Below are 14,974 nucleotides of genomic sequence, written 5' to 3'. Positions count from 1 at the left end.
TATCTTCATTCCTCGCCCCAATCACCTATTTGTAAAGGCTCATGGGGTAATATAAACTCATGAGGCTTTGTCACTTGACGGCCGCCCTAAAAACCATTCGTATTGGTATATACTGCTGGAAGCACTAATCAGGTTAATATCAGAAAACTTCTTAAGTAAATGTTATTTTATGTCCAGCCGTCAAGTATCTGTTACATTTTCATGACTCTCGATAAAGAGAGTTTATATTACGTTGTATAGATCAAAATCTATTCTGTTGCTTTGAATAGTCAGCATCCATACGAAATAAAGAAAAGTCCGTTAAATCATCATACATATCCAGCTGTTCTTGACGCTTTATATACTTTGATAAATTAACAGATACAGGTAAGCCTAATATCTCAATTACAATCTTGATGATGCAAACATTAATTATCAGATCAACAACATCCGAAAAACTATATATACCGTAAAATGCAATCAACACGAAAATAACAGTATCAATCGATGCGGCTACAATAGTCGATAAGACAAAGCGCAAACCTACATAAGCACCATTCATTAATACTTTCATCTTTGCCACAATGTATGAGTTAACAGGCTCACACAGCATATAAGCCACAATTGACCCTAATATAATCCGACTATCTGTATTAATAAGTTTATCAAAACACGCATTGTCTTTTGCAAATGCAGGGCTAGGCAAGCTGACCAGTAAATGACCATAGCCAATAATTAAAATATTAAATAACAAGGCGGACCAAATAGCCCGCCTAGCATGTTTATAACCATAAACTTCAGTAATAATATCTGAAATCAAAAAGCTGAGTGGAAAGATCAACGTACCTGGCGATATCACTACTCCAAATAACTCAACCAATCGCCCATCAAACCAATTTGCTGTCGCAATAATCATTGAGTAGGATAAAATTAAAAACCATAAATATTTTGGCTGAATGATCGCTTTACCACTAACCACTTCTTTCACTTTTGTACTTCCTAACTACTGGTTCATCAAACGTAACAACCAAATTATCCGCGATAGATTTACCAATAGCCAACCCTAATTTTTCTACTTCGCTCTTATTTAACGCCATTACTGTTGTACTACAAAATTTGTCATGATAAATATGTCGCTTAAAAGCTTCATGACTAGTCACTATCAAAGACTCACCATCATAAACAATACTATCCAGCCGAGTTTGTGTAGAATTAAGCTGCAGATATTTACAGCACCATTGATCCAGGGTGGCCATCACTTTTTTAATTTTCATTAACCCCTAGCCTATTTTTTTTATATCACGCTTTGTTCAGAAGTTATTAAGGATTAGCCTAGCATCCTCTAGGCCTGCTATACCTACAAAGAAAGATTTGTTTGGTAGCCTATAGGCAACTCTAAAAATATACCCTTCGCTTTGGGTATAGTGATTTTTTTGTTAGAACAAGGAAGCACTGCACGGAGGACCGCAGTGTATAAGTAATACATGAGAATCTGAGTACAGCACTGACACAACCATCACGAAAAAAGTGCATTTTTAGAAGCGCCCTTATGACTGACTGAGCTTAGTCCTTTGTCGCAAATAGCTCAACCACTGACGAGCAGTTTTTTCTGAGTGACTATATTGCCGGGCTTGTTGAAAAAAACGTTCAGCCTTATCAAACTGTTTTTTTTCAATAGCTGCCAGTCCGACAATAATCAAGTGCATTCCTTTTGCTTTATCACTTTTCAAGTGTTTGAATACTGTCGGATGTATTTGCTCAATACGATTCCATTGCTGCATTTCATAATATAACTGCACGAGTGTTTTATATAAATCCGGATCTGGAGCCTCAGTTAAATAGCTTTCCAAAACCTGAGCAGCTTTTTTACGTTCACGCGCTTGCAACCAGGCATTGGTCAGTAATTGATAGTCTTCCCGCGAACCTTTAAGCAAACCTTGCTTTAAAAACTTTGACTGAAGCATAGCCGCTTGATAAGGGTTTTTTTGCTGTAAATATAAAGAAACTAACTGCTTTACATCTTTAGCTTGCTGCAAAATACCTTTTTTTATTCCAAGCTCTAAAGTAGCTACGGCCGTGTTGATGTCTTGCAACTGATAGCTTACAAAGCTTAGCTGCCGCCAATAATTTGCTTTTGCTGGATACATAACAATCAGCTTTTGTTGCAGCAGTTTTTGGGCTGCCGCATAACGCTTCGTTTGCATATAGGCAGATAACAATAGTTGATAAACACTTTGCGGAGGCTTTTGATAGAGTGTTACTGCACGCTTAACCGGCTCAATCACCGCAGAATAGTTTCCTAGCTGATGATACGCATAACCCAGCGTCATCAACCCTGTTGCTACGTTATCAGACTTTTTTTGTTTTACCCGCTTTGACCAAGGTTGCAACCATTTTACAGCCTCTTTTGCCTGCCCCTGCTGGACCAAAAGCTGCCCTAATGTCACTGTTAAGTCATCCAGTGTGTTGTTAGACAGTTTTTTTGCTGACAACACTTTGCGCAGTCGGACAATCGCTAAATCAGGTTTACCTCGCTGTAAAGCATTATGCACTCCTAACTGGGATACCAGAGAATAACCATAACTATGGGAGTCAAGCTGTTTTTCAAGCTCAATAATTTTTTTAGCCGCAACCTGCCATTGTTGTTTATGCTGTAACTGTTGAATTGTTTCAATTTGCCGATACAAAGCAGGAGGCAAAGACGGCCCTTGAGCATAGGTGATTTCAGCTGAAAAATAACCAGTTAAACTTAAGAGTACGACAGCTAGTGTTTTTTTCATCGCCTACCCCTAAAGCTTATATTCGATCACTTGAATCAGGTTATAGCGCATAACTGCTTTGCCATTTACCAGTTTGGGTTTAAAGCGCCAGTGCTGCAAAGATTGGAGTGCTGAACGATCAAATACCCCTTGAGGCTTAGCCTCCACCACTTGTAGATTGGTAGTACTTCCCTGGGCCGTTATATCAAAGCGAATTTTTACCCAGCCCTCCTGACGTCGCTGCATGGCTCGTCTTGGGTATTGTGCCGGCACTTTATGAATCACCATAACTTCCTGCCCAATGGATAAGTCACCGACTGAAACCGAAGGACTGGCGATACGATTAGTGGCCGTAAGATTCGTAGCTGTCGGTGAACTGGTTGGTTGAGCTTGCTGCCTGGGCTCTACTTGCTGTTTAGACTCTAGTTGGGCAACCCTAGCCTGAATACCTGCCAGTACATCGCCTGATACCGCTGGTGTAATGTCAGGCAAATCCATCTTCGGCATTTCGACCTTTGGACTAGAAATTGCCGTGGTAGCCTCTAGTGAAGGCTCAACTATTGGTTTTGGCAGTTCTGGGGGCGGCTCAACAGCTGGTGGTGGTGACGTTTCTGGTTGAGGGTCGGATAATTCTGCAACAGGAGAGTCAACCATCATGCGTAAAAAAGACACGCTGGAAGATACTGCCATTGTCTTAGGTTCAGGCGCTTTTGTTAGATGGCTCATCAATAAAAACAGAGCCAATGACACCCCTATTGCACCACTGAAAGCAATCCCTGATCGCAACCATGACGTAGCAGGCATTGCCAGGACAACCCCTTGATTGGCGCTTTCACCATTAAAACCATCACTATTCAGACTATCGCCACTATCGTTACCCTGATAACGTGCCTGAGATGTCGTGTAGCTTTGTATCATGGTTGTACCGTAGCAACTGCAATTTGCGAAATACCGGCAAGTTTAATCTGGTCCATTACGTTGATCAGTATACCTGTTCGTGCATCACGATCTGCTTGAATGACTGCACTCACCTCAGGCATTTCTGCTTTCAGTCGCTCAATATGCGCACGCACTCGCCTAATATCAACCTGTCGTTTATCAATCCAGATGTCTCCACTGGGCTTTATAGCCACCAAAATAGCACCTGCAGGTTGATCTTGAGCGGTTTGCGCTTCTGGACGACTGACGGTTACACCCGATTCACGCACGAATGAGCTAGTCACAATAAAAAAAATCAGCATGATAAACACCACATCTAGCATGGGTGTCAAATCAACCCCCGACTCATCGGCGTCACTGCTTACATGCCTATTTACTCTCATAACTTATACTGGCTCATAACTGATCTGCTAACTCATGAAGATAAATTCGGGTTCGCTGCTGTATTAGCGCACGAAAATAAATACCTGATAAGGCAACAACCATTCCAGCCATGGTTGGCATGGTGGCACTCGCTACTCCATTAGCCATTGCTCGCATATTCCCAGCCACCATCAGTGCCTCAAAAACCTGAATCATACCCGTTACCGTACCCAATAATCCTAATAATGGGCATATCACCACCAATAGTTTGATATAACGTTGTCCCTGCTCCAGTAACTGCTGATACTGATTTAAAAGATGGGCCTTATACCATTGCCATAAACGATTATAAGCGGGTTTATCTAAGTCAACATACTGCTGGTGAAAAGCAGAGCCTAAGGATAAAAAAGACTGAGCATCTAACTTACGCTGCCAGAAAAAGTACAAAAAGCGCTCAATAATCAGTCCCCATAAAATCAGGCACACCCCCGCAATTAACCAAAGAACCCATCCGCCTTGCTGGAAAAAAACAGCAATATGCCATCCTATCCCTTCCATTAGGCTTCACGCTGAGTCGTCGTTGCTGAGTGATCCTGGATAAATTGCTGGGCTAATAACCCTGCGGCCTGTTTATCCAATACCTGAATTAGCGCCTTACTGCGTGAAGAAATAGCTGTATGCAAAAACAACAAAGGTATCGCTGCTATCAAACCTAATACCGTTGTAATCAATGCTTGGGAAATACCCGCAGCCATTAGCTTCGGATCTCCGGTGCCAAACAATGTGATTGTTTGGAAGGTAACAATCATCCCGGTTACCGTACCCAGTAACCCCATTAAAGGTGCAACACCCGCCAATAACTTAACAGTGCCTTGCCACCGCTCTAACTTTGGCACCTCATGCATAATAGCCTCATCTAAACAAAGCTCTAATTGTTCTAAGTTCCTTGCTTTCTGTTGCTGATATACTGCCAGCACCCGACCTAAAGGATTGTTCTGTTGAGGTACCGTAGGCTGACTAAGCTGTTGCTTAACATTCCTTTGAATGAACATTAATTGCAGCAATCTACCTATACCTAAAAGCATGCCAATGACACCCAAGACACCAATTATCATGCCCACCACTCCACCTTGCTGCCAGCGTTCAATCCAGGTGGGCTGCTGTTGAAGAATATTCAGCACGTCTCCCTGGGTTGGGTCAATGGTTAAGGGGGCTACTGTCGTTTTCGCCTGTAGCCAATCATTTAGCCGATCCAATGTACTCGCCGATGGCTGACTCGCTAGCAATTGCAGTGGACCCTCTGGGACATAACGCAAATACCCTTGGTTAGTCACTACATTAAAGGAGCCAACACGTGTGACTTGTTCTGTCTCGGACTGTCCTCCAGCCCGAATCACTGGCGCAGAAAAAGAGACAATTTCGCCTGAAGCCGTCATTTCCCGCTGTAATTCATACCATAACTGTCGTAACTCTTGAGTCGTTGGCAATTGCTTGGTTTCGGATAATGAACGTAGTTGAGCAATACGCTCTGGATATTGCGCAGTAATTAACGACTGTTGCAACGTAGTCTGAACATCATTGGCTAGTTGACGGACTTGACCAAATAATTCACCCAGATGCCCACTACGCTGTTTTAACGTCTGTTTCAGCGTGATTAGTGCTTCTGCTTGCTCATCAAATGTTTGCTGCAGCTTTTCATTTTCTGTCTGTGCTTGAGCCAATGCTGCCTTTGCTTCTGCCAGCAGTTTAGCCTGTTGCGCTTTTTCTTTTAAAAACCGGGCTTCACGTTGTTTATTAATGGTTTGTTGATGCTGCTGTTGCTGTAAAATTTGCTGCAATAACTGCTGGGGTGTCTCAGGTACTTGCTGATTAGCCGCTAACACTGAACATCCAAAGCCTGCTATCAGCACCAATATAAAATACTTCATCGTTTTCTTCTTTCCCCTGCCACTACCTTTACTTTGTCTTTTGCTGTGTGCTGACAGCATCTTGTTTCTTGCTGACATGGTTCGGTGTATTGATAGGCAGCGACAACAGTTGAGGTGCTTGCTGCTGATGGGCTAAGCGAATGGCTTGCTGTAATTCGGATAAATACTGCTGATCAATTGACTGCCAGTGGCGTAGCTGATTATTCCATACACCTAACTCGTGACCATCAGCTGTCATGTAGTACAACCCTACACGTCCCATACGAAAAAACTGCACCCATTGTGCGGTCCCCGTTTTTTCTGTCGTACTAGAATACATTTTATTGGCCACTAGTTGACCTTCATAGGCTTCAATTGTATTGCCATACTCAATTTCAATTTGAAATGCTTCGAGTAGCTGTCGGTATTTTTCAGCAACACTGACTTCACTATTGACCAGTAATAAGTCGAGCTTATCTAATCGAGCCTGACGCTCTTCCATTAAAAATGGAATATCCATTGCCACAAACTGCTTCAAACCCTGCAACATCTGTTGCATAAGGGGAAGAATTGCATGTTGGGTTTCTTCGATACTTTCAATCTGAGCAGACAACTCTGTGATTTTTTGCTGTTGGGAGTCTGTCATCAACTTTAGTTGTTTATTATAAAGTGACAGACTTTGCTGCTCCGCAACCACTTGCCGATAAGATTGCAACATGTCCTGGGTTTCATCATCTGTTTTATCAATGTGCTGCTGGGTTTTCACACCTGCCTTATGAGTTTGCTCCAAGGACTCAAAAGCCTTGTTTAAGTCATCCGCCCAAGCCCAATGACTCATAAAAAAACCAGTTACACTAACCAGCAGACCTGTGATTATTTGATTTCGCCTATTTCTGCATGTCATGCATAACAACCTTAACAACAGTGAGTGGCCTTGAAGCAAGGCTCATTTGCAGAACGCATGTTTATCACAAATGATAACTATTCTCAATTGATTTGATAGTACTTTCGCTTCTCAACCTAACTGATCTATCAAACTTAATGTCTATTGCGTCAAATCAACTTTTATTCATCATTTATTTTTACAATACGAAACCTGAAGTATAAGTCATAAGTCATTTATCTTTAGGGTACCTCTAAAAATAGTGATTTTTTTCCAAGAGCAAGGAAGCACTGCACGGAGAACCGCAGTGTATAAGGAATACATGAGGATTCGAGTACAGCGCTGACACAGCTATTAAGAAAAAAGTGCATTTTTAGAGGTGCCCTTTAGTCACTTTGTGCTATCAAGATAGGAATCTAAGAGTGATAGACAACAAAAGCAGCATGGATAAAGCCTGCAAATGAAATAAAGCTACTCATTCATAAAAAATACACTTTTGTTGCTAAGGATGTCATTGCACTCATTGTTTTATACCACCTTATGACGAAAGTAATCGCAACTAATAACAACCTGTGAACATATAAAAGGTAACTCCCATGAAGTTAGCTCCTCTTGTGCTTGCCACATTAACCAGCGTCAGCCTTTCTCTATTACCTTCCTTCGCTTCTGCTCATAAAGCCGGTGATTTCATTCTCCGCGCAGGTGCAGCAACAGTTGATCCAAGTGAAGATAGTGGCTCAGTGTTTGTGGGAGGGTCCGATACGGGGATGGAAGTTGGCGCCGACAGCAATACACAGTTAGGCTTAACGTTTACCTATATGCTTGCAGATCATTGGGGAATAGGTTTATTGGCTGCCACCCCCTTTGAGCACACATTGAGCCTAAAGAAAAGTGTGCTGGGCTTAGGCGATGGAACCCTCGCCGATATGAAACACCTGCCTCCTACAGTCACTTTACAATACTACTTTAATAAACCAGCCAGCGCCTTTCAGCCTTATGTTGGTGCGGGGATAAACTACACAACGTTTTTTGATGAAGAGTTTAGCTCAACCCGTAAAAACCAAGGATTTAGCAGTTTAGATTTAGACGACTCATGGGGTTGGGCTGCAGAAGTAGGTGTTGACTACCAAATCAATGATAAATGGGTGGTTAATGGTACGTTATGGTACCTTGATATTGATACCACTGCAGAGTTTAGATTTGGTGGATCAAAATCCAAAGTTGATGTTGATATTGATCCATGGGTTTACATGCTGGGTGTAGGCTACAAATTTTAGGCTGCCATCATTAGCTTAATCAGTGCTTGTCTGCTGTTTTAATACGGCAGACAAACAAAGATATGTTTTCACGATCCCTGCTCATAAAGTTTTTTCATTATTCTGACCAAGCCAGTACGCCATGGCTTAGCATGAATACCAAAGGTGCGCAGAATTTTTCGGTTGGCCAACCGATCATTACGGCGAGCTCTAAGACGTTCTAACTGCTCAGTTTCAACAACCTTGATGCAGTTAATGGGTAAATCTTCAAACCGAGAGGCTTCATTATAAATGACCTCATTAAACTTACTCTCTGATACAGCTTCTACACCGGCATAGTGGTAAGTACCGAACACCTGAGCATCACAATCCAATTGATATAAGATAGTCATAAAAACTTTGGCAACATTTTCTGCTGGGGTTGGGTTTCCCAGCTTATCACTAGCAACAGTGATAGGTTTGTGCAAGCGCAGTGCGGTTAGTGTCCGATTAACCATATTTTCGCGTCGAGCACTAATTACCCAGCCAACTCGCAAAATAATATGCCGAGGACAACGGTCACGTATCTGCTGCTCTCCTTGCCAAATACTACACGCCAACACACCTTGAGGGTTTGGTTCATCCTCTTCGGTATAGGGTTCTGACTTACTACCATCAAATACCAAATAAGACGACAGATGTATCAGTATCATACCCATGGCATGGCATAAGTCAGCCAAAGCAGCAATAGCATCCCGGTTAATGGCAAAACAAAGGGATGGCTCTTGTTCTGCCCGACTCAAGCTCCTGTACCCTGAACAATTTACAACCATTGAGGGCTGAAACTCATTCAAAATGTCATGCAGCGCTTGAGCATCAGCAATATCCAGCTCACTTCTGGCAGGAGCCAAAAACTCAATTTCATTTTGCCGTAATATTTCACACAAGCGATGTCCAGTTTGACCAGAACCACCAATTACCAGAACTTTCATGCTGTCTTTCTGCGAACTCCTATATTATGTTGTGCTCTAGAGGCCCAAGCGTAATGCAAAAAAACGCGCTTGCAGGCCAAGTATCACATGTTCACCATGTCAGTTGTTACAGGCAGTGAGCAAGTAATAAAACTGAGGAGCTTATAGTAATAAACTGCTGTGGTGAAGAGGGATAATCAAAAACATTACGAACCGATCAGCGAATATCATTTTTCAGAATATAGCCTATAACCATAGCCCAGCAATGAGGATATCACCCTTAACTCAGCATAACAGGCTGATAGCAACACGCTTGAAAATGAGTGATATAAAGTCCTTCGCTGTGGGTATATATGCAATTACCTTAAGAAAAGACATGAAAAATGTTATTTTTCTGCAAAATCAATCATAATAACCACGTTAAACTGATAGTTTTGGAATCAACCTCAAAACTAATTATCAGTAAAACGTTGGACACTATCATAAAGAAGTAACAAAAATAGAGATTTAAGTGCTAATCACTCGACTTTACAAAAGTAACGTACTTAACGTATGACAGATCTCCAAAATGCGGTACATATACAGGTTTAAACGGACACAGGAACGGCAGTATTCATGAACTCTGTTGAGCAAAATCACGCAAATGCGAAAAATGCCGAGAATGACCGAATTTTGCTGGTTGACGACAACCCAGCCAACCTGCATGTGTTATTACAAACGTTAAATGGCCGTGGCTATAAACTGTTAATCGCTAAGAGTGGTGAAAGTGCACTTAAAATTGCTCAACAAGAAAAACCTGCCTTAATCCTCCTTGATATTATCATGCCTGGGATTGATGGCTACGAAGTCTGCCAAAAACTCAAGGCAGACCCCCTAACTCAAGACATTGCAATTATTTTCCTTTCATCACTTGATGAAACCAAAGATAAAGTCAAAGGACTCAAGCTTGGAGCCACTGACTTTATTTCTAAGCCATTTCAATCAGAAGAAGTCATTGCTCGTGTTGAGAGCCAGCTTAAAATACATCAACTGGAACAAGCACTAGCCAAACGCAATCGCCAGCTCGAAGCAGACAATGAGCGGATATTGGCTTCGATGACAGAAGGCGTCATTGGTGTTGATCAGCAAGCCCATATAACCTTTGTCAATTATGCCGCCACACAGGTGACTGGCTGGAGTGAAGAGCAGTTAATCGGCAAAAACTTTCACCAGCTGTTATTGCATAGCTATGCTGACATGACCCCATGCGATTTTAGTGAAACCCCATTGTGGCATGTGCTTCACCATGGGCATCCACAACAGGTTGAGGATAGTATTTTCTGGCACCAACAAGGTCACTGTTTTGCGGTAGACTACTCATGTACTCCAATTACTGAAAGTGGTCACACGACAGGTGCTGTTATTGTATTTAAAGACATTACTGAGCGTAAGCGTAGTGAGCAAGCCTTACAACAAGCATTGTCCGAACTTCAGGAACAACAAGAACGTCTAACTCATGTCTCTCGACTGAGTACAATGGGTGAGATGGCCGCAGGATTTGCTCATGAAGTTAACCAGCCTCTCACCGCAATATCAAACTACTCACAAGTTTGTACACGTATTTTAAAGCGAGATAATGTTGATGCTGACGTTCTTACGGATGCTCTGGAAAAAATAGCTACCCAGGCCCGACGTGCAGGAGAAATCATCGCTCGTATTCGCAGCTTTGTAAAAAAACCCGAGCACTGTATTGAACAGGTTGACTGCAACAAGCTGATTAGTGATGTTGTAAAACTGGCTGAAGTAGATGCGCGTAATAACGCTATCCAAATTCACTTTCACCCTGGTAAGCATATTCCCCCTATAGCCGCCGACCCCGTGCAGATTCAACAGGTTGCACTTAACCTGTTGCGTAATGCAATGGAAGCTATGAAAGGGCTGGATACTCAGGAAGAAGGTGTGCATATTTCCACTGAAAAAATCAGTGATCAGTTTGTTAAAGTAATGGTGATTGATCGTGGCCATGGATTATCACCAGAAGCAGCCGAAAACCTATTTACGCCTTTCTTTACCACAAAGTCCACAGGTATGGGCATAGGTTTATCGGTGTGTGAGTCAATTATGTCTTCTCATGGTGGAAAGCTAGGCTTTGAAAATAATCCTGATGGCGGTACTATTTTTTACTTTACGATTCCAATTTCCCAATAAACACAGGCCTGCAGATGCAGGCTACGTGTTATAGACACTTTTTTAACCAAGCTGATTCATGGTTTCATTCGAGGCTGCATCCGCTGATCTACCTCAACGTAATCAATAACCGCTAACTGCTCAATACCCTGTACCATCTGCGCTAAATGAGCTTCATCTGCAGGCTCTGCACAAATAATAAGTCCCTGCTCCTGAAAACGTCGAATCACATAAAATGGGTTCAGCACACTTACTTTTCTTAACTCATCACTATAGGCGTCCTCAAGTGACATTTTTCCAGAATGTATCTGGTCATTAAAAACGACTATAAGGCGAACGCCACCCGATGTTGGAGTAGAACAGTCTGCCATTGTTACACCAGCCACAGAATACCCCAATACCATCAAACATATTAGAATTGCTTTCTTGATCATTTGCTAATCCTTTAACCTCTTGTTTTTTTCACGATCATACTACACATGGCGCATGTGTCCAGTTATCCTCACACATAATAACACCATTACAGAAAGCGATTATTTACCATTTTCAGCAAACTCATACTAACTATCCATAGCTTACTCCATAACCTCAAACAGCAAGGCAGGCTTAAACCTATCACCTGATACCGTTTGTTTATAATATGTACTCCTCCAAGTTAGCTTTCAATGCAGTCTGCCATACTGGTATTAGCGCAAAAAACAAGGGTTGGTCCGTGAAGCGTACAAATGAAGACTCATATTATTATAGCCATATGTTTCATCATTCTTTTGTCACATAAAGCAACCGCAGAAGAAGAAATAAGTATTGCGATTGGTGAATGGCATCCTTTCATAGGTAAAGATCTTCCTCATTATGGTATTGTCACTCATATTTTGACAACCATTTTTACCGCTCAAAATATCAACGTAAGATATGGCTTTTTCCCTTGGAAACGGTCATATAAGTACGTTAAATCTGGAAAATGGCATGCTTCAGCAATATGGGGAAAAACGAAAGAACGGCTCAAAGACTGTTACTTTTCAGATATTGTTTATACTGGAGAGCTGGTGCTTTTTCATTTAAGAGAAACACCGATCATCTGGCAAGGAGATCCTGAAAAGCTTTATCAATTAAAAGGCTTACATATTGGTATACCCATGGAGTCAGCTAAAGCTAAACTTCTGGTCAAAGCGGAACAAGCCAAACTTATTAACTTTATTACCGGGACCAATAAGGTTTCAACTTTTCGCAAGCTGGTTGCAAAGCGGTTTGATGCACTCGATGAAAATAAGGATGTTGGCTTACATATAATCCATTCTCAGCTAACTACTGATCATCAGGATGATATCACCTATACACAACCATATGAACGCTGGGATTATCACTTGATATTTTCTAAAAAAATTGAACACAATAAATTATTTTTAAAATTATTTAATGAAGGACTAAATCAGCTAGTCACGACAGGTCAATATCAACAACTCTGGAAAGAGTTCTATCAAGGCAAGTATAACTAAATTTACTGCCAGTCTTTTACGCCATACTTTGCTAAGATTTTCTCCAGCTTACCGCTTGCCCTTAGCCTAACCATACCGTTGCTCAAAATTTCAGCATACTCTTTTGCTCGGTCATTCATAGGGGAAAAAGCAACATACATTTCATCTCTAGAAATACAACCTGCTTCTCGAACAGTTTTTTCTTTATCTTTAAAATAATAATCTATAACTTCCCGGCCATCGATAATCACATCCACACGCCTCTGCTCAATTCGCCTAACATTCGTTTTGAGTGCATCCTTATCCTCTCCCGAAATTGGTATTACCCAATAGCCATTTATTTCATGCTGAATGTACTGATCCAGTTCTCCTCCATTATCATAATCATAGTCTTGCACTACACCTAGACGAACACTTGTTAGCGACTTAACGCCCTCGTACTCCCAGGTTGAATCTACTCGAGTAAAAAAGCACATATGGTAAAATGATTGTCCTCGTTCTGGAAATATCATTTCAGGAACTGTAGCCGGTACAGTACCAAGTAAGCCATCATAACTACCATTCCTAGCCCCACGAATCGCTCTTGACCATGGTACGATGGCAAGCTTAATTTGATGTCCATATTCATTCAATATTTCACGAACAATCTCCACGACGAAGCCAGGCTCATCATTTATACCTTCATCACTTAATGTCTCAGGACAAATATAAGGGCACCAACTTCCCGTCGCAAATACAATCGTATCGCTAGCTCCCTTAATAGGTATACAAATAGCAAAATACAATACTACTAAGGAAATATAACGTAGTCGTCTCTCGCTTTTCACTCTGGCTTCAATCTCAACACTTGCCATGCTTATGTTTACAATAAACTATAGACATTATTGGCTCTGATGATAGTTTTTTAATGCTCCTTCAATGAAACCATTTATTGAGCATCAACCATAGCAGTTGTATATAGCCCCTTCACGAATCTTTTTTAGCGTTTATCCTAATGAGCTCCAGACACAGAGGTAATTCTTCTTATCTGTATTTTTCATTTTCGGTATATAAACTATTACTCTCTATTCATAAAGGTTAACTATATTTAATCCTCTTTAATGATTAAATATTTTTTTATAAAGCTGGTAACGTTATACTTGCTTTATTATTACTTAAATTCACTCCACTTCTATATACCCAATACGAATGGTTTTTAGGTGCGGCCATCAAGTGACGAAGCCCCATGAGCCTATATTAATAGGTGATTTCGGGTAAGTAGTGAAGATAACAAAACCTAGAAATCATTCGTGAAGGGTATACTTCGCTGTGGGTATCACTCTTCTGCCATTAATTAAAAATGAGATATCTATGCATCAGCTTAAAACAAAGCTCTCTACTTTACTAACATGCTTGTTTATTACCTTTACCAGTCATACATTCGCTACCCAAACATCCACACCCATTGACAATAAAAAACTTCGTCCCCTATTGAACAGTGAACGTATTGAACTAAAGTTTGGTAGCTACGGGATTGACGTACTGGAATCTGGAGAGTCAATTAGAGTATCACGCTTATACAGTACTCACTCAAGTAAAAAAGTAACCAGGACTTTGGCAATTGTGCATTACCCTGAGCAAGTTGATACCTCTTTTGCCAATGAGCACAAAAAAATTCTCAATGGAGGGTCTATTGGCGCAGTTTTAAAAGCGGCTGGATGGAAAATAAGTAAACAACCTCAATTCTTTGGCGAACTAAAATCTGACCAGGATTTAGCTGCATTATACAAAAGCTTTCAGTCGTCTTCGAAAGAAAATTTAGCTATTCATATATACTCATTATATATTGAGAAAAACAACACAAAATTTAAGTATGCTACAATTGCCGAAGTTCACCACCCGGATTACTTAACGTTAAATGACTTAAAAGAAATATACAGTACTGATTATAATAATTTCAATACAGAAACTGAGGAAGTTAAAAAGCTCATTGCTTTTATCCAAAATAAAATTAAGTCCGTAAAAATCCCAACCACATAACCTAGGGCACCTCTAAAAATTCTTACTGATGTATAATACATAGCAGCTGAGTAATAAGAAACGAGTGCTAGCAAAATGGTGCAACCAGGTTTTTTTGATCTGAAAGATCGTTATAACAAGCTGAATGAGCGTGACCCATTGGTGAGTCTTAGCGCCTTGATTGATTGGGAGCGCTTTAGGGCGACATTGAATAAAGTTCGTCAAAAGTCCCGAAAAAGCCAAGCGGGACGTAAACCATTTGATGTGGTGTTGATGTTTAAAGTATTAGTCCTTCAGCA

General features: G+C 41.0%; 16 protein-coding genes. 5 read left to right on the top strand and 11 right to left on the bottom strand.

Translation table 11 applies throughout. The annotated features are described in order from the left end of the window. Positions 1-241: 241 nt before the first annotated feature. The 8 genes from F607_RS0112700 to F607_RS29535 all read right to left on the bottom strand — a co-directional run bounded on the left by F607_RS0112700 (position 242) and on the right by F607_RS29535 (position 6,851). Complete coding sequence (locus F607_RS0112700) at positions 242-967, bottom strand: queuosine precursor transporter (RefSeq protein ID WP_038291233.1); 726 nt, start codon at positions 965-967, stop codon at positions 242-244. Next, on the bottom strand, positions 951-1,253 hold the full coding sequence (locus F607_RS0112695) for a hypothetical protein (protein WP_027708388.1): 303 nt from the start codon (positions 1,251-1,253) through the stop codon (positions 951-953). The genes F607_RS0112700 and F607_RS0112695 overlap by 17 nt, the downstream gene beginning before the upstream one ends. 273 nt (positions 1,254-1,526) lie before the next feature. Continuing rightward, entirely contained in the window at positions 1,527-2,759 is a 1,233-nt protein-coding gene (locus F607_RS0112690; protein WP_027708387.1) for a tetratricopeptide repeat protein, read from the bottom strand. 9 nt (positions 2,760-2,768) lie between these two features. Then, positions 2,769-3,656, bottom strand: coding sequence for an energy transducer TonB (locus F607_RS0112685; RefSeq protein ID WP_027708386.1), 888 nt, complete (start codon positions 3,654-3,656; stop codon positions 2,769-2,771). Beyond that, on the bottom strand, positions 3,653-4,060 hold the full coding sequence (locus F607_RS0112680; RefSeq protein WP_027708385.1) for an ExbD/TolR family protein: 408 nt from the start codon (positions 4,058-4,060) through the stop codon (positions 3,653-3,655). The genes F607_RS0112685 and F607_RS0112680 overlap by 4 nt, the downstream gene beginning before the upstream one ends. A gap of 13 nt (positions 4,061-4,073) precedes the next feature. Continuing rightward, a complete protein-coding gene (locus tag F607_RS0112675) occupies positions 4,074-4,598 on the bottom strand; it encodes a MotA/TolQ/ExbB proton channel family protein (protein WP_051311441.1) in 525 nt (174 codons plus the stop codon). Next, entirely contained in the window at positions 4,598-5,968 is a 1,371-nt protein-coding gene (locus F607_RS0112670; RefSeq protein ID WP_027708383.1) for a MotA/TolQ/ExbB proton channel family protein, read from the bottom strand. Before F607_RS0112670 ends, F607_RS0112675 begins: the two co-directional genes overlap by 1 nt. A gap of 28 nt (positions 5,969-5,996) precedes the next feature. Beyond that, positions 5,997-6,851 carry a DUF3450 domain-containing protein gene (locus tag F607_RS29535; RefSeq protein WP_051311440.1) on the bottom strand — a complete coding sequence of 285 codons (855 nt, stop codon included), beginning with the start codon at positions 6,849-6,851 and terminating at the stop codon, positions 5,997-5,999. A 575-nt stretch (positions 6,852-7,426) separates the two neighbouring features. Here F607_RS29535 and F607_RS0112660 point away from each other — a divergent pair. Further along, a complete protein-coding gene (locus F607_RS0112660) occupies positions 7,427-8,107 on the top strand; it encodes an OmpW family outer membrane protein (protein WP_027708382.1) in 681 nt (226 codons plus the stop codon). 68 nt (positions 8,108-8,175) lie between these two features. Here F607_RS0112660 and F607_RS0112655 read toward each other — a convergent pair whose 3' ends face one another. Then, on the bottom strand, positions 8,176-9,057 hold the full coding sequence (locus F607_RS0112655) for an SDR family oxidoreductase (RefSeq protein WP_027708381.1): 882 nt from the start codon (positions 9,055-9,057) through the stop codon (positions 8,176-8,178). A 594-nt stretch (positions 9,058-9,651) separates the two neighbouring features. On the opposite strand from F607_RS0112655, the gene F607_RS0112650 reads away from it, so the two are divergent. Beyond that, the gene (locus F607_RS0112650; protein ID WP_027708380.1) at positions 9,652-11,223 is read left to right on the top strand and encodes an ATP-binding response regulator; all 1,572 of its coding nucleotides are present in this window, start codon (positions 9,652-9,654) and stop codon (positions 11,221-11,223) included. Between the two features lie 56 nt (positions 11,224-11,279). Here the strand turns inward: F607_RS0112650 and F607_RS0112645 are convergent, their stop codons facing one another. After that, positions 11,280-11,636: a hypothetical protein gene (locus tag F607_RS0112645; protein ID WP_027708379.1), complete on the bottom strand. Its 357-nt coding sequence runs from the start codon at positions 11,634-11,636 to the stop codon at positions 11,280-11,282. 291 nt (positions 11,637-11,927) lie between these two features. Here F607_RS0112645 and F607_RS0112640 point away from each other — a divergent pair, with 291 nt between their 5' ends. After that, positions 11,928-12,698, top strand: coding sequence for a substrate-binding periplasmic protein (locus F607_RS0112640; protein ID WP_051311438.1), 771 nt, complete (start codon positions 11,928-11,930; stop codon positions 12,696-12,698). Between the two features lie 2 nt (positions 12,699-12,700). Here F607_RS0112640 and F607_RS0112635 read toward each other — a convergent pair whose 3' ends face one another. Next, complete coding sequence (locus tag F607_RS0112635) at positions 12,701-13,531, bottom strand: substrate-binding periplasmic protein (protein ID WP_027708377.1); 831 nt, start codon at positions 13,529-13,531, stop codon at positions 12,701-12,703. A gap of 739 nt (positions 13,532-14,270) precedes the next feature. Here F607_RS0112635 and F607_RS34085 point away from each other — a divergent pair. Continuing rightward, entirely contained in the window at positions 14,271-14,696 is a 426-nt protein-coding gene (locus F607_RS34085) for a hypothetical protein (RefSeq protein WP_157365457.1), read from the top strand. Between the two features lie 75 nt (positions 14,697-14,771). Continuing rightward, on the top strand, positions 14,772-14,974 hold a 203-nt coding region (locus F607_RS0112625), incomplete at its 3' end, for a transposase (protein WP_027708376.1).

The sequence above is a fragment of the Zooshikella ganghwensis DSM 15267 genome, from assembly GCF_000428585.1.
Classification (GTDB): Bacteria; Pseudomonadota; Gammaproteobacteria; order Pseudomonadales; family Zooshikellaceae; genus Zooshikella; species Zooshikella ganghwensis.
This window is presented reverse-complemented; position numbering and strand designations above follow the sequence as displayed.